Source organism: Alkalicoccus luteus (assembly GCF_052061695.1).
GTDB lineage: Bacteria > Bacillota > Bacilli > Bacillales > Salisediminibacteriaceae > Alkalicoccus > Alkalicoccus luteus.
On the sequence record NZ_JBPZEY010000002.1, the window covers coordinates 237085 to 260810 of the forward strand.

The window sequence follows — 23726 nt, forward strand, 5'->3', positions numbered from 1 at the left end:
CCAAAGCGGACGGCTCTATATTGATAGTACGCAGAGGCTGCCTTATTTGTGGATGTGAACCGTTTTTTCGGATGGTTCCGTCACATATCCCACAATGACAGCAGGAAATTTAGAATCTTTCATATCCTCGATGTAAGCTGCAGCTTCTTCTTTATTCATCGTGATCATCAGTCCGCCGGACGTTATGGCATCTGCAGCAGCAGCTTTCTCGTGCGGTTCCATTGCAGGGCTGTACTGTGTTTCATTTTCCAGCCATTTAATGTTTTCTTTTGTCCCGCCAGGAATGGTTCCTGCTTTAGCGTGTCTTGATGTACCTGGCAGAAACGGTATTTTCATAAAGTCAAAGTGGAAACTGACGCCGCTTCCTTCCGCCATTTCATATCCATGGCCGATCAAACCGAATCCTGTCACATCTGTGACAGCGGTTGGCTGGTAAGCAGCCAGCTTTTCGGCAGCTTCTTTATTGAGCCAAGCCATTGTTTCCTGAACTTGATCAATCTCTTGTTCGGAAGCTTTGCCGAACTTAACGGCAGTTGTTAAAATGCCGGCACCTAACGGCTTCGTTAGCACAATGGCATCACCAGGCTTAGAACCTACGTTACGGAAAATACGGTCAGGATGCACCGTTCCCGTGCAGCTCAATCCGAATTTTGGTTCAGGATCATCGATTGAATGTCCACCTGCAATGACAGCTCCCGATTCTTTCACTTTATCAGATGCACCTTTTAAAATGGCTGCTAAAATGGAAGGATCAAGTTTTTTAATCGGAAATCCGACGATATTCAGTACGGTGACCGGTGTTCCGCCCATCGCATATACGTCACTCAGTGCGTTTGCCGCTGAAATTTGTCCAAACATATAAGGATCGTCAACGATTGGAGTGAAGTAGTCCACAGTTTGCACTAGAGCAGTATCATCGGTAAGCTGATAAACGCCGGCATCATCTTTTGTATCGATTCCTACCAGCAACTTTTCATTACCATTATCTTTAGGCAAATGACGCAGAACCTGCGTCAGGTCCTCAGGACCAATTTTGCACCCTCAACCAGCTTTCTTTGTCATTTGCGTTAAACGTTTTTCATTATGAAATATAGTCATTTCAAGTCCTCCTCTCCTTTACGTACGTTCTCATTATAACGCTGCAATTGACCAGGATAAAGCAATACACTAGAATAACATGTAAAGAAGGATGTCAGGGGGGCTGATGGATGAGAATCCGAATTGAATTCTGTATGCAGTGAAACTATGCGCCAAAGGCTGCGAGTTTCGCGGCAGAACTATTTAATGAATTGAGGCGGGAAATTGATCAAGTAGAGCTCATTCCGTCATCAGGCGGGGCGTTTGAAGTGTTTACAGATGATGTGAAAATCTATTCAAAGCTGGAGTCGGGACGGTTTCCGGAAGCTTCGGAGGTAATAGTAAAACTAAAAAGCAAACAGGAGTGATTGAAATGGCTAAATTGTTGCTTAAACTGCTGGTTATTGCAGGGGCCAGTATATATTCTTACGGTGTCTATCAGGATGAGAAGAAGAGGAAAGAGCTGAACGAGGCGTGAATGAAGAACGAGCACAGCTGCTGCGTTTACTGCCTTCTGTGAATCGACTGCTAGAAGAGCCGGAAGTGCGTCAGCTTGAACAGGGCGGTATGACAAGAGCCTATGTAACGGAACTTGTTCAAGAGGCAGTAACCAAAACGAGAACCTCTATCTTACAGGGTGAAAAAATGCCGTCAGATAAAAAAACGTTACTTGATGATATTAAGCTTAAACTTATTAAGGCACAGCGGAAGCATCCGTTCAGTTTAAGAAGAGTTATTAACGGAACGGGCACAGTGCTTCATACAAACCTTGGACGTGCTAGATTAAGTCAAGCTGCTTTGGCACATATGATGGAGGCGGCAGGGTTCTACTCGACCCTTGAATATGATTTGGAGAACGGGAAAAGAGGTTCCCGCGGCAGTCACGTTGAAGAATTAATCTGTAAAGCAACCGGAGCAGAGGCGGCCGTGGCAGTGAATAACAATGCAGCGGCTGTTTTTTTTGTACTTAAAGCACTCGCGGCTCCAGGGGACGTCCTTGTATCGCGCGGAGAATTAGTCGAAATTGGCGGCTCTTTCAGAGTGTCATCGATTATGGAAATGAGCGGAGTTCATTTAAAAGAAGTAGGTACTACAAACAAAACACATCTCAGCGACTATCTGGAAGCCGTGACGGAAGCTACATCTATGATCATGAAGGTGCACACAAGCAATTTTGCTATAAAGGGTTTTACAGCATCTGTAGCTCCAGTTGAATTAAAAGAGGCTGTTCCAGACAGCGTGATTATTTATGACGATCTGGGAAGCGGTTCACTCTATGATTTTCAGCAGCATAATATTGGACAGGAGCCGCTTATCCGGACAGCTGTTAAAAATGCGGACATTGTAAGTTTTAGCGGAGACAAGCTTCTTGGAGGTCCTCAGGCAGGCATAATTGCCGGGAAAAAGAAATGCATTGATCAGCTGCGCCGCCATCAGCTGGCCAGAGTGCTGCGTCTTGATAAGGCTACACTGGCAGCGCTTGAGGCTACATTATTTGAATACAGTTACGGAAGTCCAGCCGAACACATTCCGGTAGTCCGGGATATTTTAGCGACATCTGAAGACGTAAAGAAACGCATTGTATCTTTCCTGGAGGATCAAGCATTTCAAACGTTAGAGCTTGATATCGTTCCTGTGACATCTAAAATAGGCGGAGGGACGATGCCTGTTACGGAAATTCCTTCTTTCGCCTTGTCCATCAAAAATCCGTTATTGGAGACAAATGAGCTGGAACGAAAATTGAGAGAAGCTGAGATCCCTGTAGTAGGAAGAATAAGCCAGGAGCACTATCTGCTGGATTTCAGAACAATTGCAAAAGAAGACTTCATCCAGTTGGCAGCCGCACTCCAGAATCTCGATGCGGAAAAGTAAGCACATGACCTTGCATTGTATTCGTTTTCACTTCATAATAATGGATGACTGGGTTCATACCAGTGTTTTCAGGATTTAGACAATTTTGAAAATGTATTATATGATTATCTCAGAGGAGGGAATACATATGTCATCAGAAAAAACGCTTTACAATTCGAAAAAATCATTTGAAGTAAACGGGAAAACATACCATTACTATGATCTGGATTCCATTACAGAAGCTGGTATTGGGAATGTAAAAAAACTTCCTTATTCCGTCCGGGTTCTGCTCGAATCTGTACTCCGTCAATATGATGGAAGAGTCATTAAGGAAGAGCACGTTGAAAACCTCGCTAATTGGGGAACGGACAAAGTTAAAAATGTCGATGTTCCGTTTAAGCCATCCAGAGTTATTCTTCAAGACTTTACAGGCGTTCCAGCGGTTGTCGATCTGGCGTCTCTTCGTAAAGCAATGTCTGATCTTGGTGGAGATCCGAAAGAAATCAATCCTGCCATTCCAGTAGACCTCGTTGTTGACCACTCGGTACAGGTCGACCACTTCGGTTCCGCAAATTCTCTGCGAAAAAACATGGAGCTTGAGTTTGAAAGAAACCTTGAGCGTTATAAATTTTTAAACTGGGCTCAGAAATCTCTTGATAATTACCGTGCTGTGCCTCCTGCAACCGGAATCGTGCACCAGGTAAACCTTGAGTATCTGGCGAACGTCGTGCAGGAAAATGAGAATGCGAACGGGGAGACAATCGCATTTCCTGACTCGCTTGTTGGAACTGACAGCCACACTACGATGATTAACGGTCTTGGTGTTTTAGGCTGGGGTGTTGGAGGCATTGAAGCCGAAGCAGGCATGCTTCAGCAGCCTTCCTATTTCCCGGTACCGGAAGTGATCGGTGTGAACCTGACCGGTGCGATGCCGGAAGGAGCTACGGCCACCGACCTTGCTCTCAAAGTAACGCAGGCACTCCGTGAAAAGAATGTAGTAGGTAAATTTGTAGAATTTTACGGACCTGGTCTGGCAGATATGACGCTTGCCGACCGCGCGACAATCTCCAATATGGCTCCAGAATACGGTGCTACCTGCGGATTCTTCCCAGTAGATGATGAAACGCTCAACTACCTGCGCTTTACAGGCAGAAGCGAAGAACTCGTCAATCTTGTTGAAACGTATACAAAAGCAAACGGGATGTTCTATACGCCGGGCGGCGAAGATCCGGAATTTACGGATGTATTGGAAATTGATCTTGGTGCTATCCAGCCAAACCTTTCTGGTCCAAAACGACCTCAGGATCTGATCAGACTTGCTGATATGAAAAAAGAGTGGCAGCAGGCTCTTACTGCACCTGTCAGCAACAAAGGCTTTGGTCTTTCACCTGAAGAGATCAGCAAGCAGGCTGAGGTTACACATCCAAATGGCAAGAAGTCCGTTTTAGGGACCGGCTCTATCACGATCGCTGCAATCACAAGCTGTACCAATACATCAAACCCGCACGTTATGCTTGGAGCAGGTCTGCTCGCTAAAAAAGCTGTCGAAAAAGGACTTGATGTACCTGAATATGTAAAAACAAGTCTGGCGCCTGGATCAAAAGTAGTTACGGGGTATCTTGAAAATGCAGGATTGATGGAATACTTGGATCAACTCGGATTCAATCTTGTCGGTTATGGATGTACGACTTGTATCGGTAACAGCGGGCCACTACCTGAAGAAATTGAAAAAGGCATTGCGGATGAAGATCTGACTGTTGCCTCCGTCCTGAGTGGTAACCGAAATTTTGAAGGCAGAATCCATCCGCTGGTAAAAGCAAACTATCTTGCTTCTCCGCCGCTTGTAGTAGCGTATGCTCTCGCAGGCACAGTAGATATTGATTTCTATAACGAGCCTTTAGCTACGAATGCAAACGGAGAAGAGGTCTACTTCAAAGACATCTGGCCTTCAAACGAAGAGATTCAGAATGCTATGGAGCAAGCAGTTGATCCAAAACTCTTTAAGCAGGAATACGCACACGTATTTGATAGCAATGAGCAGTGGAACAAGCTTGATACACCAGATGGTGATCTCTATCAATTTGATGATGAGTCTACGTATATTCAGAACCCGCCGTTCTTCGAAAACCTGTCTCCAGAACCTGAGGACGTGAAGGAATTGACTGGACTTCGACCGGTGGCGAAGCTCGGTGATTCTGTTACGACTGATCACATTTCACCTGCAGGTGCTATTGCAAAAAACAGCCCGGCTGGAAAGTTTTTAATGGAAAAAGGGCTGAAGCCTTCCCAGTTTAACTCTTATGGTTCCCGACGAGGAAATCATGAAGTGATGATGAGAGGTACATTTGCCAACATACGTATTAAAAACCAGCTTGCTCCTGGTACAGAAGGCGGGTATACAACGCATTGGCCTACAGGTGAAGTGATGCCTATCTATGACGCGTGCATGAAGTATCGCGAAGAAGATACAGGCCTCGTTGTTCTTGCTGGTAATGATTACGGTATGGGAAGCTCCCGTGACTGGGCAGCAAAGGGTACGAACCTGCTCGGTATTAAGACTGTTATTGCACAGAGCTTCGAGCGGATTCACCGAAGCAACCTCGTTCTGATGGGCGTACTGCCGCTTCAATTTAAGCAGGGCGAAAGCGCAGATTCACTTGGTCTAAAAGGGACTGAGCACATCGATGTGCACATCACGAATGACATTCAGCCTCGTGATATGATAAATGTTACGGCGACTGACAAAGAGAGCGGAAAAGTAACAGAATTTGAAGTTCTTGCTCGCTTCGACAGTGAAGTGGAGATTGACTACTACCGTCACGGAGGCATTCTCCAGATGGTACTGCGCAACACACTTCAGCATAACTAAAACAGAAAGGTAAAGCAGCCGGGTAATGCCGGTAACATGAGAGGCCCTCCATCTGGAGGGCCTCTTCAAGCTGTTGAAAAAGTCTTTCAACTTACATGTTTATTCGTTTAGTTGACTTTCTCTTTTGCTTACCTTGCCTGGCGTGGGCTGGCCTTCAGCTATTACTCAGGGTGACCCCTTCCTGCAGGGATAATGGCGCGGGAGGATGGCGCGGCTTCACTCGGACACAGGCTTCTCATAAGAAGCCTTCAAAAGCCGGTCCGGCTCCGCTCGTGCGTTGATGCTGTTCGCATATTTGTACAGCACTGCATCTTCAGACTGTCTTAATCGTCCCTGGTGAACTGGAATCACTAAAGTATTCGAGATATGTCGCAAAAGGGGCACTTCAGTATAAGAAGCTCTTCGCATATAATAAATGCGTTAAATGAAGAAGCTGACGTTAACAGAAGCTGAATCTGCTTATCGACCATATACGAAGCTGCCGTCGGCCACGCTGGCTGCCTGACTGCCTATTGACTCATTCTTCAAAATAACGCAGGTCTTAAATTATGCACCTGTTGAAGATGATGCCGGCAGTCCGACGAGGTTCTTTCTGATCATCTGCGAGACGACAGCATGCACTTGATGAGGTTATTCAAGCGGTGCAGCACCTTGTTTCTTGTCAAACACCTGGATGTTATCCATAATAGGAGGGGAACGTGCATGGAGGTATGATCGATGAATAAAAAACGCTTGAAGCGGGTGCGCCCGCTTCTCTTATTTACATTTACAGCATACATAAGCATTCTTTTTTATATTGTATTCCTGGCATGGAATCACGGCTCATCATTCGGTTTACAGGGCCCGGGAGGACGCAACTATAATCTGGAGCCTTTTTTAAGTATTTACCGGATTGCAGTATACAGTGAAAACTGGCTGGATCCGCTAATTATCCTCGGAGGAAACGTTCTTCTCTTCCTTCCGTTCGGCTTGCTTTTCCCGGCTTTGCTGAACCGTGGAAAGCTTTTACGAAAAGTGGGCTTCATCAAAACAGCAGCCGCAGCTGCTGTTCTTTCGACATTTATTGAAACGGTTCAATACCTGTTTACCTACCGGGTTGCGAATGTGGATGATGTTATCTTAAATACGGTCGGCGGGGCTGTCGGGTATGTAGTTTACGCCGCTTTGAGGCATTTTTTCGGCCGGACGGATCCATCGCCGGTAAATGACGTAAACGATCGCTAAAAAGATGATATAAATAACTGCCATATATAGAAGTTCAATTGGATTTGTTACAATTGAATGACCAATCATCGCGAACAAAATCATAGCCGGTATTTTACCGATAGCAGAGGCGATGGAATAGATAAAAAACGAAATCCTGCTTATTCCGCCGTAAGCGTTCAGAATAATCGAAGGGATCACTGGTATCATTCGCAGAACTGTGAGCACCATGAACGCATTTTTTTCGAACATAAGGGTGATCTTGTCGCTGTATTTGCTTTTGGCAATCAGCTTTCTTCCACCAGCCTGAAACCCGCCGTAGCGGACCATCATAAAAAAAATAATTGAGGCTGCAGTTGAGCCAAACCAAACGATAAGCGCTCCAGCAGGCCCGTAAGCCGCTCCGATCACGCCTCCAACGATTGGATATGGAATAACGGGGAATAATGACATGAATACGGCAATCACCGTTACAGGGATTATGGAAGAAGCGTCAGCTTGTTCAATCCAAAGGAGCAGATCGTTACGGTAAATCCAAAGTAATAGTACAGCACCCGCTGTCAGCGCGATCATAAGCCATTTTTGACGCATTTTCTTTCCTCCTTCAGGTACTCATACAGTATAATCCATTCTTTAAGCCTCGTAAAACGATACACAGAAAGGTGGACATCACGTGAATCAAATGGAACAGCTCGAACAGCTTCAGCATCAGCCTCTGGAGCTGTTAAACGAAAATCAAATTATCCGTATATTATCATCTCTTCCAACCGATGATCCTGCGCAAGAAGAATGGAAGGCTTTAGCTGCTGCTGCCCGGTATATTCGTAAACAAACGATGGATGACCGGGCAGATGCCTACTTAAATGATGTATTCGAGCATGGAGAGCCATCAGAAAATGCGTGCATCACCGTGCAAAAATTACTCTACCGTGTGTTTGAGCAGGATTGGTTTGCCGGAGGATTTCCCAAAATAAGAGAAACTGATCACGCGCAGGGAAAGAAGAAATCAGCAGAAAAAATGAAGCATCAGTTAGAACAGGCTAGAAAAACATTAAACATGTTCCAGTCGTATCAGCTGAAAGCAGAAAAGGTTTGTTCAATCGATCATGACAGCGAGGAAGCTGCAACGGTTACTATCATTACCGGCTTACTGGATAAGATGCCGAAAGCCGTAAAAGAGGCGTATGATGCTGCTGAAGCTTACAGCTCATCAATCAGCGGCATTTATGCCTCTAAAAGCGCTAAAAATGAGCTGGATCAAAAGCTTCACGAGGTTATGAAACTGGCTGATGCATGGAACAGCCAGTATGAAGATCATCAGAACGATCAGCCGGATGCACTTGTGAAACTCGAAGCAATGACCGGTCTCAATTCAGTTAAAAACCGAGTGAAACAGCTGTTTTTCTATCTGCAGTTTGAACAGGAACGGGAGCGAACTGGCCGCTACAGCAGCAACACAAGAAGTCTGCACATGATTCTGACCGGGAATCCCGGCACTGGAAAAACGACTGTTGCCCGGCTGCTTGCCAGCATCTATCATCAGCTTGGCATGCTTCCGAAAGAATCGGTTGTCGAGGCAGATCGATCCCGGCTCGTCGGGGCATTTGTAGGGCAGACAGAAGAAAAAACGAGAGCGGTCATTGAGCAGGCTTCAGGAGGTGTTTTGTTTATTGATGAAGCACATACGCTCTTTCGTCAGGACAGCTCCGGGTCAGACTACGGCCAAACAGCTGTAGATACACTTGTTGCAGCGATGACGAGTGAAGAGTTTGCGGGTACATTTGCAGTTATTCTCGCCGGATACGAAGATGACATGCGAGGTTTTCTGGAGGCTAATCCTGGACTTCGCAGCCGTTTTCCGCAGCAGAATTTTATTCACCTGCCTGATTACAGCATGGAAGAGCTAATTGAAATAGCTGAAAAAGCTGCGCTGGACAATGACTTTATCTTGCACGAGGACACTTATCCGATCATTCGTCAGCGTCTTGAAGAAGAAATGGTTGACGAAAGTTTTGGAAATGCGAGGACTGCGGAGGAAATCATTCGACAGGCAGTTTTCACTCAGGGGGCGGAAGCTGCTGAGCAGCAAGCTTTTACAGAAGATAATTTGGCAGTTCTGCAGCCGGCCTCTTTTCGTAAGTCAACTGAAGCCATCAATCAGGAACCCCAGGCTGAATTAGAAAACTTAATCGGTCTAAATGAGGTGAAGCGTGAAGTAATGACACTGGCCTCTTTTGCACAGGTACAGCAGCGCAGAAGAGATGAAGGCTATATTCCTGTCCCAGTAGAGCTTCATTCGTTATTTACCGGTCCGCCTGGAACTGGTAAGACAACTGTCGCCTCTCTTTTTTCGCAAATATTGGGAGAGCTTGGCTTTCTTAAGCGCGGACATTTAATCACTGCAGGCCGGGCCGATCTGGTGGCTGGTTATTCGGGACAAACGGCATTGAAAACAAAAAAAATAATTAAAAAAGCTCTCGGAGGAGTATTGTTTATTGATGAAGCCTACTCGCTTTATCGTCCGGGTGACGATTTCGGCAGAGAAGCTGTCGATACACTTGTAGAAGAAATGACTAAGTATGGTGAAAACCTGGTCGTTATTTTGGCAGGGTATGAAGAGCCGCTGCAAAAGCTTCTTCAATCAAATCCTGGTCTTACTTCCCGATTTAAAAAACAAATTCAGTTCCCTCCATACAGGACGGATGAGCTTCATCGAATCTTGCTGCATCACGTCTCAAAGTTCGGGTATGAGGTAAGCAACGAAACGGCAGAACAGCTTCGCGAGGCATTAAACGGGAAAACATTCTCAGGGAACGCAAGGGATATGAAAGATGCAGTCAGTGAAGCTGTACAGCAGCACGCTGCTGCTTATCTGCAGAATGAATCACGCAGTATCAATGAGCTTATGATGGCCGATTTCACCAGACTGAAGGAGGAAGCATGATGATAAATGAAACGGAGATTCCTGTGCGCTACGCAGAAACCGATCAAATGGGTGTCGTCTACCACGCAAACTATTTCATATGGTGCGAAGTAGGACGTACAGCTCTGATGGCCCAGCTTGGCATTCCTTACCATGATATGGAAGAAGAGGGCATACTCGCCCCGGTGACTTCCATTGAGGCGTCTTATAAAGCGCCCGCAAAATTCGGAGATACGGTAACGGTGCAGACGAGAGTCGCGAGTTATAACGGACTGCGTGTTACATACAGCTACGAAATCAGTGCTGGAGAAAGGCTTTGTATGACCGGTAAGAGTGAACATGTGCTGGTTGATGCTGATCGTTTTCGTCCGCGAAGCATGAAGAAAAAATATCCCCATTGGCATCAGGTGTATGAAAAAGCGGTTCAGTCCTTTTCACACCCATAAAAGCTCGTGGTATGATAGACGCATGGGAGAAGGCTTTAGGAAAGGGATGAGGAACGAATGGCTTTCGGGGTCACCAAACAAGAGCTGGCTGCATGGAAGCGATCCGTCCGCTCCGGCAACGTAGCCTTTCTGACACACTTCTGGTATGACAAACGCTTTCCACAGTATAATACCGTTACGAAGGCAGCCTGTTCGGACAGAGGCCGGCTGATTGAATGGGGATTGACTTATGGACTGCATGAGACGTGGATTCATGAAGACAGGCTTTATCCGCATTTTGATTTAATTGGAGCCGATGAATTCCGTATATTAGAACAAGAGGGAGAGCTTGAAAAACTGCTGAAGCTCCGGATGAGAGCAGGCAGTAACCATGAAAGGATGAGGTAGCATGCATAATCTTCAAAAAGAAATCATTCACGAGCTTCAAGTAAAGCCTGAAATTGATGTGCAAGAAGAGATCCGTTCACGAGTAAATTTTTTAAAAGCATATTTGAAGAAGTCCGGAATGAAAGGGTACACGCTCGGAATTTCCGGCGGGCAGGATTCCTCCCTGCTCGGTAAATTGATTCAAGCTGCAGTTAATGAACTTAATGAAGAAGAAGAACATGCGGATTTTACATTCCTTGCTGTACGGCTTCCTTACGGTGTTCAGCAGGATGAAGAAGATGCTGAACAGGCACTCGAATTTATTGCACCATCTAAGACAGTGACAGTAAATATAAAAGAAGCAGTCGATGCTTCTGTAAATGCATTTCAAGCAGCTACAGATGAAAACATTTCCGATTTTATCCGAGGCAACACGAAAGCTAGAGAACGTATGAAGGTGCAGTATGATCTGGGAGCCCACTATCAGTGCCTCGTAGCTGGTACTGATCATGCAGCTGAAGCAGTAACTGGCTTTTATACGAAGTTTGGTGATGGCGCATGCGATGTTGCACCGCTTTTCGGGCTTACTAAGCGCCAAGGCGCGCTGCTGTTAAAAGAACTGGGGGCGCCGGAAAGACTATACACAAAAGCACCTACAGCAGACTTGGAAAGTGACAGACCGCTCCTCTCAGACGAAGAAGCACTGGGCATTACCTATAAACAGATCGACGATTATCTGGAGGGCAAAGAAATTGAGCCGGAAGCCAGAGAAAACCTTGAACAGCGCTACCTTCAGACGGAGCACAAGCGGCAGCTGCCTGTGACGGTTCACGATTACTGGTGGCAGGGGTGACAGGCAGCGCCGATTTTCACTGTCACTCCACTTGTTCAGACGGCTTCTTAAGTCCTGAAGAACTTGTTATCAAGCAGTGGCAGGCCGGAGTGACTATCATGTCTCTAACGGATCATGATACTACAGAGGGCTTAGAAAAGGCACGAATGACATGCAGAGAAAAAGGCATTACCTTTATTAACGGTATAGAGCTTTCTGCTTCATTTAATGGCGTAAGCGTCGACATTCTTGGATACGGTTTTGATGAAACCAGCACGATACTTCAGACCTATCTTAAACGAATGCGCGATGACAGAACGGATCGGATGGAGAGAATGCTGGAGCTGTGCCGTAAGCAAGGGGCATCCTTAACGAAAGAAAATGTCCTCCAGTTCGTCACAGGGTCTGTTCCAGCACGCCCTCATTTAGCCAAAGCACTGGTACACTATGGGTTCGCCCACTCCATTCAAGATGCATTTAGTCGCTATGTCGGCTCCTCGGCGCCCTGTTACGTGCCGAAGCGGGAAGAAGTTCATCCGCTTGAGGCAGCGTCCCTGATTCAAGAAGCAGGAGGTTTTTCTGTTATCGCTCATCCTGTATATTACGGCTTGGACCCCGCAGTCAGCGAATGGCTTCGGGACTGCCGGCTGGACGGCATTGAAATTTACCATCGTGATCATCATGCTGAAGACATAGTTCGTTATCAAAAAATGGCGGAAGAAGCAGAAACCGATTCCCGGCTCCTTTTAAAAACAGGCGGGACGGATTATCACCACGAATCTTTCGGCAGACCAGGAGAATCTCTAGGAGCTTCGCCACTTCCATATAAAGAAGCGGTCCGAATTCTCACTTTTGTTGAAGGGGGCCTCAGTCAATGAATGAAGATGATATTCGACAACATTATAATTCAATCGATGCGGCGCTTAAACCGATAATCGGTGCTGAAAAATACCGAATTGCCGGATATGAAGTGATTGGATGCATGCATAAAAATGGGGAAACCATTCCGTTAAAAGCCTTCTTCACCTCCGCTGATAATGATATCTCGCTAAAATGGGAACTGGATAAGCAGCTGTACAGGCTTGCCGCTGAAAAGCTTTTAAATGAGCAGGAAGCAGTAAAGCTGTTTATGAATATGCTGCCGGAAGTTTTTACTGAATTGGATGCCATTGAAGATTTGATGGAGCTGCTGCAGGAATTCCAAGGGTGGGGGCTTGAGGCAAGTCAGTTTGTCGTGGAAATAAACTCAGCCGGGCTCGAGGGGCGTCTTGATGAATTAAGTCACTCGATATTGTACTTAAAGGCCTCCGGCTACGAAGTCAGTCTTGATAACATAAAAATTGCGGATACACATTTGGAGCAGTTTGCTAAGTTAGAACCTAATATCATAAAAATAGATGTTTCCGATTTAAAAACGTCCAGTTCCTACACTACGTACAGTGAAATACTTGATACGCTCTCCTATTTTGCGAGAAAAATTGGCGCATCGCTTCATTTTAAAGGGATCGAAGACGCAGAGCAGTTTCATGTTGCGTGGAGATATGGCGGCTATTATTATCAGGGAGAATACTTTGGAAGGGAAGTACAAGAGGTACTGAATAGCAGCGTTTTCGAGCAAACCGTTCGAGCTGACATTCACAGCTTTATTGACCGCCACAGCCGCAGGCTGAAGCATGAACGGGAATTCGTTAAGCGGATGGATGATAACCTGCGTCAGCTCGTGCAAACAAAAGATTCTGAAAAAATGATGAGAGATGCGGCAAGCACGTTCCATAAGGAAGCCTTTCGAATGTACATCTGTGATGAGTACGGTTACCAGCTGTCCGCTAACTGGACGAAGCGTTCCGGAGAATGGAAAAAGGATGACCAGGCAAAGGGGAAGAATTGGAGCTGGAGAGTCTATTTTCTCGATCATATGTCACGAATGGCATTCAACCGCAATGGCATGCTGTCAGATAAATACAGAGACATTGAGACAAATGAGCTGATTCTTACGTATTCGCATCCGCTTCACAGTGACCACTTTTTATTTATTGATGTAGATCCGTTATTTTTGTATGAACAAAATTGGTTCATGTAAGCAAGCGGTTATCACGTGATAAAGATGTGGATGTAAGAATCAAGCTGAGGATGAAACATTTACTTCAAAGTATATAATCAAATCGCTCTTTTTCTGCAAAAAAAGCAGATTTATGATGAGATGACGACACCGAATGGACAAGACTGAAGCCCGTTATGATGACTAAACATACGGGCTTTTTCAATGTTAACGCTGTTCCCTAGTCGGAAACAGCTGAAAGGAACAGCAATGAATGCGATTCATAATTTAAAGGGCACACTTTTGTTTTTTCACGCGTCAATGACGATCATTATCAGCTATCTGCCAGTCTATTTTCAATCGATGGGCTTATCCCCGTCTGAAATAGGTACGTTAATGGCCGTAGGACCTGCAGCTGCTATTGCTGCACAGCCCTTCTGGGGTTTTATGAGCGATAAATGGAAAACAGTTCGTCTGATTCTCCTGATTTGTTTGGCAGGAGCCGCTTTTGTAGGAGCAGTCATGTTTCAGCTTGAGCAGTTTTTGCTGCTTATTCCAGCCGTTTACTTGTTTTTCTCGTTTTTATCTCCAGCCGGAGGTCTGGGTGACAGCCTCGCTCAAAAAAAAGCAATAGAAACCGGAATATCGTTTGGGAGCATCCGAATGTGGGGCTCTATTGGATTTGCTACTGCTTCACTTGGCGGTGGGTATGTCCTCAGCTATACGGGTATTCAATCGATCTATTATGTGTTTTTGCTGTTTATTACTGGAGCGTTTCTGTTGGCATTCCGCTCACCGGACAGCGTGCCAGCTTCTAAAAAAGCATCACTGAAAGATGCCTTTAAACTGCTCGGACGCAGGGAACTCCTGCTATTTTTAGCATTTATCCTCTCCATCAGTTTAACTCACAGGATGAATGACACCTTTATCGGACTTTATATGGTAGAGCTGGGCGGAAACGAGGCACTTATCGGCTGGGCCTGGTTTATTGGTGTCTCAGCGGAAGCAGCAATGTTTGCAGGAAGTGTGTATTGGATGAGGCGATATCAGCCCCTTACACTGATCTCTATCGCCGCTGCGGTTTATACCGTTCGATGGGCGCTGTTGGCCGCTGCACAGGACCCTTATATGATACTGCTTATTCAGCCGACACATGGTATCGCATTTGCCATGCTTTATTTAACAGCTATTCAGTATGTAGGAAAGCTGGCGCCGAAAGAATTGATGTCGACAGCACATTTACTTTTAATTTCTGTATTTTTTGGAGTATCCGGCGTAATTGGTTCTTCGGTTGGGGGAACTGTTATTGAAGCAGCTGACGTACGGTTCTTATACGTGCTTATGGCGATCATGGCCGCTGCCGGTTTTATTGGATCGCTGCTTTACAGAAAGCATCAAGCTGAGCCTCAAGAGTCGTGAAACCGTTTCGGTTCGATTATACTGGGTATAAGACGTCGGATATGTATTCAATATTTGTTAAAAGGAGGGGGGCAAATGAGTATAGGCAAATGGATATATGCTGCAGTCATTACAGCACTTTTTCTGCTAATGTACGTTCAATGGGATACGATATCTCTATTGCGAAATGAAGAGCTGGATGAAATTATCATGATGGCGGAAGCGAATCGGTATTATTTTTTGTTGTTAACCATTCCGCTCATTATTGTTCAGCAATTGTTTACACTCTTCCCAGTTATCGTGATTATTGCTGTGCATCTTCTTCTTTTTCCTGTTCCCGAAGCCTTTTTTTACAGCCTGACCGGCACAGCTGCCGGTTCCTTGCTCTGCTTCTCAATTGTGCATGAATTTGGCGGGAGGTATTATGAGCGTTTCTGGCGAAATAATAGGAGCAGGTTTGCCCGCGCAGAGAGACTGATACAATCGTATTCCTTTTACGGCATTGTTTTGCTGAGAAGCCTCCCTTTTATGCCAAGTAACCTTATTTCTGCAGCGGCTGCGGTTTCCCGAATATCGAAGAGAACTTATTTTTTCTCAACGCTTGTGGGGAATGCATCAATGGTCTGGATGCTGTCGCTGCTGTCAGCTCCTGTCTGGATTGGAAACACTGACATGTTTGTATTTTACCTTATTGGTTATGTGCTGTTTGCAGCTGGTTTTGTTGTCTTGTTTTTTATAGACCGGAGAAAGGAGCAATTCGTATGATCCTGATTTACGCAGCAGTAAGTCTTATGGTAGCCATCAGTCCTGTTATCGTGCTCTACCGAGCCAAACAACAGCTTCGTCCCGGTCCGCGTATTACCCCGGCTATGTACGTGCAGGCTTATAAAAAAACCCATTCTGCACGTGCATTAATGGACATGCTCAGCTATTTGCAAAAGCGGCAGTGGATTGTACCGGTTCAGCTTGGAACGGGCGCTGTCCTTCTACAATCTTCTCGTCCGAAACAGGGAATGGCACACGAAACGTTTTTGTTGAAGTGGCTTTTTTCTTACGCGACAGATGGCCGCTTGTCGCCGGATGACATCCGCTTCCAATTGGCAGATGAATCGCGTCGTGGTGAATTTAGTCTTCAACTGGAACGGTACGAGGAACTAATCAAAGAGGACCTTGTTAGAGAAGGTTATGCAGTCGATCATACGATGATTCTAGGCACCTTTATAGCATCCGTAGGAATTCTTGCAGCAGGAAGCGGCGTGCTACTGTTTGATGAGCCTGTCGCAGCAATTATCCCGGCAGCCGGTGCTGTGTACAGCTTCTATCAACTATCACAGTTTCCTTGGACGCATCACCGCGATAAGATGGCAGTGCAATCCCGGCAGCAGTTATCGCGAGCCGGCCTCCCATTTTTGTTTCAGGACCCTGGTGAATTTAAATTAGAGAGGAGTATTGTTCCTGTTTATGCGGCCGGCTCAGGAGCAATTGCGGCCGGAAGTTTTCAACTGGATGAATTCCGGCCGGTTTTAGAAAATGCTCTTAGTTCGGAGTTGATGAGTGACGCGGATCCCGTCGGAAACGACGGCTGAGTCTGTATCTTTTTTCAGCGAACTGCTTCATAACGAATTGATGAAGCGGAGCCTGGATGAGTTTGTAAAGCATCCACGGCATGGCTGGTTGGAAGTGAGTGATTGCTGCATATGTTAAACCAGGCTTCAAATCCGATCTCATAAACCAAAGACGGGCTTTGGAGCGGTTGTCTCTGTGAGAAAGCAGTCCGCCTTTTACGATCCATGCATCAACTTCTGGGGAGAACGGGGTTGGATCATGCTCCAAGTGAAGCATTGTTTTCCCAAACATTTTTATGAGAACTGTGTTTTCGTGCTGCTTCGTTAGAATAAACGAGTGAAAAAGCTTCGGTAAAAACGTAAAGTAGCTTCTCGATAAATACGATGCAGGAGTTTTTGTTTTCTCAAACCACGTCTGCACGGAAGTGACGTGCTTTTTTGCAGCTTTTTCTTTCGGTAAGCTTGCAGAAGCTACTTGAACATCAGTGCCGTACGGTTCAGCTGCATGAAGAAACAGCTCATACAGGAAAGCTGTTCGACTGACGCTGGTGCCTTGTTGAAACGCATCGTTAGTCGATATGTTTAAGTGAAGCACGACGACATTGTAATGCGAGCATACGTGCGTTAATGATGCAGGGGTCAGCCTTAATGACTGCGGGTCCTGGTTGATGCGCACAATATAATGATCGCCCGGCTTCGCTTGTTGTATGTTGTTATCAAAGTAAATATCCGCTTTCCTTAACATGAATATCACTCCTTTAACCTGGCAGACTGTAAAAAGCTGCTGGCTTCGTTACAAGACCGGCAAGCAAAAACTATTTTCTTCATAAGGACGGTGTTTTGTATGAAAACATTCCGGCTTTGTTCCATGACTATTTTATTTGAAAATCCTCCGGAGGAAGGCGAAACCGTTAAGGGCCGGCACATCCCGCTAGTCGATGGATTGATTATAAATAAAGAAGAGGCTGACAAAAACTGGCTGCTTGAGGCCGTAACAGATGTGAGTCTGCAATCGTTTTTCGAAGGCTATCGTTTAGATAAGACACGATTTATGGCGGAAGTAACCATTACCAAAAAAACAAATGATCCTGCCACTGTGTACTGTATGATCCGTGATGTGTTTAAACTGAATGACAGCATTGTAGTTCATATAGAAGGTAAAATTGTTGCAAAGAAAGAAGATCTTTCTGATATGCTGCTTCGCACACTTCTGGACGAAGGATACGCTGGTGAAGAGCTGTACAATGAATTTAGAAAACGTAAGAAGGATCGCGGGCGCTCCATACAAGGTGTGCTCACCAATGCTTACGAGCAGGCGAGGCTGGAGGATGAAAAAACCGGAGAAGACCGGTTGTGAAAATCATCGATGCCCACATTCATCTTTCGTACATTGATCGTTTTCTGAAAACAGCGAAGACGATCTCACACGTTCACTATTCGATCGAAGGGCTGGAATCAGAAATGCAGGAGGCTGGTATCTCTGCAGCCATCGGTATGGGGCTGGAAGAGCTGGAAGGCGGCGATGGGTTTCCCGATCCAGATGCCGCAACCCCGATGCGATTAAATATGCTGAGCCGTCCTTTGCCGAACGTCTATTCCTGTGCCGGAGTGAACCCGCACCGCATGACACCGTCTGAAATAAAGCGACTCGAAAAAGAACTCCTGCATCCTCAAACAGTCGGCATTAAACTTTATTTAGGGTATTATTACGTGGATCCGATGGATAGCAGGTATCGCATGATTTATGAACTTGCTGAAAAGTACCGGGTACCTGTCGTTTTTCACACAGGAGATACGTATTCTGAAAAAGGACTGTTGAAATATGCACATCCGATTGCTATAGATGAAGTCGCCGTCAGGCATCCAAACGTTACATTTATTTTAGCTCACTTTGGAGACCCGTGGATGCTGGATGGGGCAGAAGTAGTTTATAAAAATCGAAACGTTTATGCAGATTTATCCGGTCTTATCGTTGGGGATGAAAAAGAGCTCACGAGAATTGTACAAACCCCGCATTTTTTCGACCACTTTAAGCATGCACTTGCATTTGCTGACAGCTACGACAAGCTGCTGTTTGGCTCAGACTGGCCTCTTGTACCTATGAAACCATACATTTCATTTATCAAATCTATGATCCCGAAGGAACATCATGAAAAAGTGTTTTATGCTAATGCAAAAAAAGTCTTTACGAAAATGAAGTCTGTATAAAACCGCTTGTCTTTCCTGCACCCTCCCAGTAAAATAAGACGTTGAAGGGAGAGATGCTGGATGAAACGTACAGTGGGATTATTAAGTTTAAGTATTTTTTTAACTGCGTGCGGAGGCGCGGATAACAATAATACAGAGAATAATGAGATCAATGAATCGAACAGCAATGAGGAGACCGCTTCAGAAGCTGAGGAAGCGGAAGAAGAGGAAGAGGAAAACCTTGAAGAAGCATCCATTGAAATGCCACAAATGGATGGTGATCTGGCAGACCATCCTCGTGCTGTTCTGGAAACATCATTGGGAGATATAGAAATAGTCTTTTTCCCGGAGCAGGCGCCTTTGGCAGTTGAGAACTTTTTCACCCTTGCCGAGGATGATTATTATGACGGGATCATTTTTCATCGGGTAATTGAAGACTTTATGATTCAGGGAGGAGATCCTACCGGTACTGGTACAGGTGGGGAAAGTGCCTTTGGAGAGCCATTTGAAGACGAATTTGATGAATCGCTTGCCCATTTTCAAGGGGCAGTATCCATGGCTAACAGCGGACCTAACACGAATGGCAGCCAGTTCTTCATTGTTCATGCTGACCAAGATCAACTTTCAGAGGAAATGTTTGAAGGCAGCGGTTTTTCTGAAGAACGAGTTCAATACTATCTTGAAGCAGGCGGCACACCCCATTTAGATGGAGGTCACACCGTGTTTGGTCATGTAGTATCCGGGATGGATACAGTAGATGAGATCGCATCTGTAGAGACAGAAGGGGCAGATATGCCGCAAGAAGATGTCATTATCGAAAATGTGGAAATACTTGAACCTTTTGAAGGCTAATCTTAAAACCCGGACTGTCTAAGCGGCAGTCCGGGTTTATCCGTATGTACAGTTTTATTTTGCGTTGTCTCTGAACATATAAAATATAAACAGAACAATAGCTCCTACACCGACGATCGTAAAAATAATTTCCGTAAATCCTGTTCCGCCCTCCCCGTTTTCTTCTGCGAATACGGTTACAGCAGGAAGAAGCATGAGAATGAATAATGTAAGGCTAAATGGAAAAAGTTTACTGAGCATGAATGCCTACCTCCAATTTTTTCTCGAGTCTGTACTATTATAAAATGAAATGGGTTCCAAATCAAACGTCATTTTCCAAACTGCAGCTGAAGTACTGCGTATAAAGTTTAAAATGTGAGATGATTCTTCCGATATAAACTCTGAGACAACTAGATGTTCAGTATATCGAAGGAGGATGTTATGACACAATCTAATATACTTTTAGAAAGCGGAACGAATGAGCTGGAAATAATTGTATTTAAGGCGGCAGGAGCTCTGTATGGTATAAATGTTATGAAAGTCAGGGAGATACTTCAGCCGGAACAAGTTACGCCGCTTCCGCACAGCCATCCGGATTGTGAAGGTATTGCGGATATACGAGGAGAAATTATCCCCGTCATCAATCTTGAACAGGTGCTTGGAAACCACCAACATGATAAATCAGAAAGTAAATTTATTATTGCAGAGTTAAATAATCGAAAGGCCGCATTCCGAGTAACGACTGTATCCCGCATTCACCGGGTATCGTGGGAACAGATTGAAAGTCCGGATAAACTTGAATCCGGTGATAAACAAATGACTGCGGGAATTATTCAACTGAACGAAAAACTGATTCTTATGCTCGATTATGAGCGTATCGTTCATGACATTCTCCCTTCAACAGGCTTTATCGGAGCACCAGACAATTTAGCAGCAGAGGCGAGCGCAGACGCTTCGATTTTAATAGCGGAGGATTCTTCGATGCTGCAGCGGCTTTTGAAAGATACGTTATCAAGCGCAGGATTCAGCCGCCTTACAATCGCTTCTTCAGGCAAAAAAGCATGGGACCTCCTGGAGGAAGACAGCAGCCGATTCCAGCTGCTGATCACAGATATAGAAATGCCGGAAATGGATGGACACCATTTGACAAAAAAGGTGAAGGAGCATGGGGAACTGCCGGTTATTATTTTTTCTTCCCTGATTTCAACAGATTTGTTTCATAAAGGTGAAGCAGTCGGAGCAGATGCACAGATCAGTAAACCGGAAATAAATCAGTTGATCGGAGCTGTAAATGATCTGCTGGTTATAGAGAAGGTGTGATCCTCTTCGCTCATATAAAACCAATACCATTTTTGATGTCCGCAGAAGCCTTATAAATAGGCTTCTGCTTTTTTTAATGGAGCTGACACAGATTGACGTTCAGAAAACAACTGTTTTGTAACAGTTCAATAAGGGAGAACGGCTTAAATAAGCCGTCAGGGTTGGAATCGTAAAAACATACACTTATTTTTAAAAAAATGTTATATAAAAGGGGTTGATTTTTAAATTCTGTTATAATACAATACAAATAACATAAATTATTGGAGGGATTACCTTATGATGATGTCCAGCGTTGAGTTTTTCAGAAACCTGCCCCCGAAGCAATGTACAAAGTGTGGAAACCAGCTGGATGAGATGCACGAGTCTTACGTTCAGCAGTGCGATGAGTGTGACCAGGAGATGACGTTTGCTCGAGCACGATAAGGCTTTATCATTTATACCCGTGAAAAGCTTCCGGCATGCCGGGAGCTTTTTTTGTTTACAGCAGAACTAACTCTGGTACAATTTACAAAATACCAATGTTTTATCGAATGAACGGATACATTCACGTTGTAACTGGAAAATTATTAAGTGGAAATGCTGACAGCAATTTATTTACATAATACGACGCAGGAGTTGACTAATGCCTTACACGAACAGTCTAATTGACGCAGCCTGGCATACAGCTGATACGTATTTTAAGCACGATGCAAGCGGACATGATATTGAACATACGAAACGTGTGCATCATGCAGCAATGAAAATATGCTTGGAAGAAGACGGCTTACCTCAGAAGACAGAATTGATTGCGATCCTGCACGATGTTGGTGATCACAAATTAGACGTTGATTCCGGCATGGAAGCTTTCTCCAAGTTAACGGCGCAATTCCCTACTATCACCGATTTATTAAACGAGGTCCAGTCGGAATGTGTACGAATTTCATTCTCGAAAGGCGGTAAACCTCAAACAATTGAAGGACGAATTGTACAGGATGCGGACCGCCTGGACAGCATCGGTGCGATTGGGATAGCCAGGTGCTTCATGTTTGCCGGAGATCGAGGCCACCGGTTAACTGGAGATGGACAAAGTGCAGTTCAGCACTTTTACGACAAATTACTGAAAATAAAAGACACGCTTCATACAAGAACCGCCATAAAAGAGGCTGAGCGTCGGCATGATTTCCTTGTTCGGTTTTTAGACGAACTTTATCAGGATATGCAACTTTAACTTTCCTTAATAAAGATGCGGACGTTAGTTCCGCTGCAAACCAGGGTAAGGAAAATGAGAAAACGTATTTATAAAGGGAGGAAAAACAAGTGGTATTAAAAGAGACTAAAATTCTAACCGTGATAGAAGATGACTTTGAAGATTCCGAATTAATTTATCCGCATTACAGGTTGCAGGAGGAAGGTGTAATCTGCCACATCGCAGGTAAAGAAGCAGAAAAGACGTATATCGGAAAAAACGGGGTTCCGGTTCAGTCTGACTTTTCATTTGAGCAGATTCAAATCGAAGAGTATGATGGAATACTGATTCCAGGAGGATGGGCGCCTGATAAATTACGACGTTATGAGGATGTACTGGATATGGTTACGTTTATGAATAACCATAACCGTCTCATCGGTCAAATTTGCCATGCAGGCTGGGTACTCATTTCAGCAGATATTCTCCGTGGTAAAAAAGTAACGAGTACACCGGGAATTAAGCATGACATGATGAACGCAGGTGCTGAATGGGTAAATGAAGAAATTGTAGTTGACGGTCACTTGGTTTCCAGCAGGCGCCCCCCGGATTTACCGGCATACGGGAAAGCACTCGTCGACAAGCTGAAAGAACTGAAGGGGTCTACCTGAGCGTGTACGACGGCAGCAGTATTGCACAGAAAAATCTTAGTTTGAAAGAGGAATGTCCGCATCGTCATCATCCGGCGCTTTTAGCTTATTTAGACTATTATCAGCTGCCGGCTGATGATATGTATTACCGATGCGGGTATACCCCGGGAAAGCATCCGGTTTTCATGCAGGTGTTTGGAGTGCACTCCAACCCTGCAATTTTCGTCGTACACGGATTTTTGGATCACACTGGCGGGTTGTCAAGAGTTATTAACTGGCTTGTAGCGACTGGCTACTGTGTAATTGCGATAGATCTGCCTGGACACGGTCAGTCAGCAGGCCATCGCGGAACAATAAAGACGTTTGATGATTATATTGAAGCGGTTCAGCTTGCAACTGTTTGTTCTGGAGATATAGGCATATATCCAGCAGCAGGCATTGGACACAGTACCGGTGCTTCTATCCTGATGCAGGCAGCTCAATCGCAAAAAAATCAGCTGGGCCGCCTCGTACTGGCTGCACCGCTGTATTTCCCGTTTAATTACAAAGCGGCCAGGCGGGCACTGAAGGTCCTGCCTGAATGGAAAGGCCGTCAGAAAAGGCGATTTAAAAAAAATTCAGGTGATCGGGTTTACAATCAATTTATTAAACGAGATCCGCTTCAAGGCAGGTGGATTTATAACAGCTGGCTGCAGGCTCTTGCTGCCTGGCATGGTGACATGGATAACATGCCGGTTTATCAGGATGACGTCCTGATTTTACAGGGTATGAGAGATACCACAGTTGATTGGAGAACAAATATGCGTTTTTTTAAGCAGAAAATACAAAAGCCGGATATTGTCCTGCTCCAAAACGGCCGTCACCAGCTGCTAAATGAGTCTGCCTCCCTTGATACTCACATCCGGAAACTAATACATGACTTTTTAAAATAACCTTCGTACACGTCCAGTAGAATCGGGTGCTGTTGTATGATAGACTTATAAAACATCAGTTGCATCATGCGGCTGC

24 protein-coding genes and 1 pseudogene are annotated in these 23726 nt (G+C 45.1%); 21 read left to right on the forward strand and 4 right to left on the reverse strand.

The genetic code is table 11. The features are described 5' to 3' along the window. Nucleotides 1-42 precede the first annotated feature (42 nt). Complete coding sequence (gene selD / locus ACSZLD_RS03400; protein ID WP_377908315.1) at nucleotides 43-1098, reverse strand: selenide, water dikinase SelD; 1056 nt, start codon at nucleotides 1096-1098, stop codon at nucleotides 43-45. A gap of 155 nt (nucleotides 1099-1253) precedes the next feature. Between selD and ACSZLD_RS03405 the strand changes: the two are divergent. From ACSZLD_RS03405 to ACSZLD_RS03420, 4 genes and pseudogenes are all read left to right on the forward strand, one after another. Continuing rightward, nucleotides 1254-1445 (forward strand): annotated as a pseudogene (locus ACSZLD_RS03405) (Rdx family protein); the annotation flags it as partial. Nucleotides 1446-1551: 106 nt separating this feature from the next. Next, a complete protein-coding gene (selA, locus tag ACSZLD_RS03410) occupies nucleotides 1552-2949 on the forward strand; it encodes an L-seryl-tRNA(Sec) selenium transferase (RefSeq protein ID WP_444684220.1) in 1398 nt (465 codons plus the stop codon). A 127-nt stretch (nucleotides 2950-3076) separates the two neighbouring features. Further along, a complete protein-coding gene (acnA, locus tag ACSZLD_RS03415; RefSeq protein WP_444684221.1) occupies nucleotides 3077-5797 on the forward strand; it encodes an aconitate hydratase AcnA in 2721 nt (906 codons plus the stop codon). 717 nt (nucleotides 5798-6514) lie between these two features. Beyond that, nucleotides 6515-7021 (forward strand): VanZ family protein, encoded by a 507-nt coding sequence (locus tag ACSZLD_RS03420; protein ID WP_377908318.1) that lies wholly within the window; start codon nucleotides 6515-6517, stop codon nucleotides 7019-7021. On the opposite strand, the gene ACSZLD_RS03425 is transcribed toward ACSZLD_RS03420, so the two are convergent. Next, nucleotides 6917-7591, reverse strand: a complete 675-nt coding sequence (locus ACSZLD_RS03425) for a TVP38/TMEM64 family protein (protein ID WP_444684222.1) — start codon at nucleotides 7589-7591, stop codon at nucleotides 6917-6919. The two genes, ACSZLD_RS03420 and ACSZLD_RS03425, sit on opposite strands and share 105 nt — an antisense overlap. Nucleotides 7592-7682: 91 nt before the next feature. On the opposite strand from ACSZLD_RS03425, the gene ACSZLD_RS03430 reads away from it, so the two are divergent. The 9 genes from ACSZLD_RS03430 (at nucleotide 7683) to ACSZLD_RS03470 (ending at nucleotide 16589) form a co-directional block, all read left to right on the forward strand. Then, nucleotides 7683-9944 carry an AAA family ATPase gene (locus ACSZLD_RS03430; protein ID WP_444684303.1) on the forward strand — a complete coding sequence of 754 codons (2262 nt, stop codon included), beginning with the start codon at nucleotides 7683-7685 and terminating at the stop codon, nucleotides 9942-9944. After that, a complete protein-coding gene (locus ACSZLD_RS03435; protein ID WP_377908320.1) occupies nucleotides 9941-10369 on the forward strand; it encodes an acyl-CoA thioesterase in 429 nt (142 codons plus the stop codon). The genes ACSZLD_RS03430 and ACSZLD_RS03435 overlap by 4 nt, the downstream gene beginning before the upstream one ends. Nucleotides 10370-10426: 57 nt before the next feature. Next, entirely contained in the window at nucleotides 10427-10756 is a 330-nt protein-coding gene (locus ACSZLD_RS03440) for a hypothetical protein (RefSeq protein ID WP_377908321.1), read from the forward strand. A 1-nt stretch (nucleotide 10757) separates the two neighbouring features. Continuing rightward, nucleotides 10758-11588 carry an NAD(+) synthase gene (nadE, locus tag ACSZLD_RS03445; RefSeq protein WP_444684223.1) on the forward strand — a complete coding sequence of 277 codons (831 nt, stop codon included), beginning with the start codon at nucleotides 10758-10760 and terminating at the stop codon, nucleotides 11586-11588. Continuing rightward, complete coding sequence (locus tag ACSZLD_RS03450; protein WP_377908323.1) at nucleotides 11585-12445, forward strand: PHP domain-containing protein; 861 nt, start codon at nucleotides 11585-11587, stop codon at nucleotides 12443-12445. Before nadE ends, ACSZLD_RS03450 begins: the two co-directional genes overlap by 4 nt. Further along, entirely contained in the window at nucleotides 12442-13647 is a 1206-nt protein-coding gene (locus ACSZLD_RS03455) for an EAL-associated domain-containing protein (RefSeq protein WP_377908324.1), read from the forward strand. The genes ACSZLD_RS03450 and ACSZLD_RS03455 overlap by 4 nt, the downstream gene beginning before the upstream one ends. Before the next feature lie 228 nt (nucleotides 13648-13875). Continuing rightward, entirely contained in the window at nucleotides 13876-15024 is a 1149-nt protein-coding gene (locus ACSZLD_RS03460; RefSeq protein WP_377908326.1) for an MFS transporter, read from the forward strand. 189 nt (nucleotides 15025-15213) lie between these two features. Next, nucleotides 15214-15768: a TVP38/TMEM64 family protein gene (locus tag ACSZLD_RS03465; protein WP_444684224.1), complete on the forward strand. Its 555-nt coding sequence runs from the start codon at nucleotides 15214-15216 to the stop codon at nucleotides 15766-15768. Further along, nucleotides 15765-16589, forward strand: coding sequence for a hypothetical protein (locus ACSZLD_RS03470; RefSeq protein ID WP_444684225.1), 825 nt, complete (start codon nucleotides 15765-15767; stop codon nucleotides 16587-16589). Before ACSZLD_RS03465 ends, ACSZLD_RS03470 begins: the two co-directional genes overlap by 4 nt. On the opposite strand, the gene ACSZLD_RS03475 is transcribed toward ACSZLD_RS03470, so the two are convergent. Then, on the reverse strand, nucleotides 16540-17313 hold the full coding sequence (locus tag ACSZLD_RS03475; RefSeq protein WP_377908329.1) for a hypothetical protein: 774 nt from the start codon (nucleotides 17311-17313) through the stop codon (nucleotides 16540-16542). The genes ACSZLD_RS03470 and ACSZLD_RS03475 overlap by 50 nt on opposite strands. A gap of 99 nt (nucleotides 17314-17412) precedes the next feature. Here ACSZLD_RS03475 and ACSZLD_RS03480 point away from each other — a divergent pair, with 99 nt between their 5' ends. The 3 genes from ACSZLD_RS03480 to ACSZLD_RS03490 are packed head-to-tail and all read left to right on the forward strand — an operon-like array spanning nucleotide 17413 to nucleotide 19607. Beyond that, a complete protein-coding gene (locus ACSZLD_RS03480) occupies nucleotides 17413-17925 on the forward strand; it encodes a YwpF-like family protein (RefSeq protein ID WP_377908330.1) in 513 nt (170 codons plus the stop codon). Then, entirely contained in the window at nucleotides 17922-18776 is an 855-nt protein-coding gene (locus tag ACSZLD_RS03485) for an amidohydrolase family protein (protein WP_444684226.1), read from the forward strand. Before ACSZLD_RS03480 ends, ACSZLD_RS03485 begins: the two co-directional genes overlap by 4 nt. Before the next feature lie 60 nt (nucleotides 18777-18836). Then, on the forward strand, nucleotides 18837-19607 hold the full coding sequence (locus ACSZLD_RS03490; protein ID WP_377908332.1) for a peptidylprolyl isomerase: 771 nt from the start codon (nucleotides 18837-18839) through the stop codon (nucleotides 19605-19607). Nucleotides 19608-19661: 54 nt separating this feature from the next. Here the strand turns inward: ACSZLD_RS03490 and ACSZLD_RS03495 are convergent, their stop codons facing one another. Then, complete coding sequence (locus ACSZLD_RS03495) at nucleotides 19662-19847, reverse strand: hypothetical protein (RefSeq protein WP_444684227.1); 186 nt, start codon at nucleotides 19845-19847, stop codon at nucleotides 19662-19664. Between the two features lie 180 nt (nucleotides 19848-20027). On the opposite strand from ACSZLD_RS03495, the gene ACSZLD_RS03500 reads away from it, so the two are divergent. The 5 genes from ACSZLD_RS03500 to ACSZLD_RS03520 all read left to right on the forward strand — a co-directional run bounded on the left by ACSZLD_RS03500 (nucleotide 20028) and on the right by ACSZLD_RS03520 (nucleotide 23650). Then, nucleotides 20028-20906 (forward strand): chemotaxis protein, encoded by an 879-nt coding sequence (locus ACSZLD_RS03500; RefSeq protein ID WP_444684228.1) that lies wholly within the window; start codon nucleotides 20028-20030, stop codon nucleotides 20904-20906. 282 nt (nucleotides 20907-21188) lie between these two features. Beyond that, nucleotides 21189-21329, forward strand: coding sequence for a protein YhfH (gene yhfH / locus ACSZLD_RS03505; RefSeq protein WP_377908564.1), 141 nt, complete (start codon nucleotides 21189-21191; stop codon nucleotides 21327-21329). Between the two features lie 199 nt (nucleotides 21330-21528). Next, on the forward strand, nucleotides 21529-22113 hold the full coding sequence (locus tag ACSZLD_RS03510) for an HD domain-containing protein (RefSeq protein ID WP_444684229.1): 585 nt from the start codon (nucleotides 21529-21531) through the stop codon (nucleotides 22111-22113). 89 nt (nucleotides 22114-22202) lie between these two features. Beyond that, nucleotides 22203-22739: a type 1 glutamine amidotransferase domain-containing protein gene (locus tag ACSZLD_RS03515; RefSeq protein WP_444684230.1), complete on the forward strand. Its 537-nt coding sequence runs from the start codon at nucleotides 22203-22205 to the stop codon at nucleotides 22737-22739. Between the two features lie 2 nt (nucleotides 22740-22741). Further along, nucleotides 22742-23650 (forward strand): alpha/beta hydrolase, encoded by a 909-nt coding sequence (locus ACSZLD_RS03520; protein WP_444684231.1) that lies wholly within the window; start codon nucleotides 22742-22744, stop codon nucleotides 23648-23650. Nucleotides 23651-23726 lie beyond the last annotated feature (76 nt).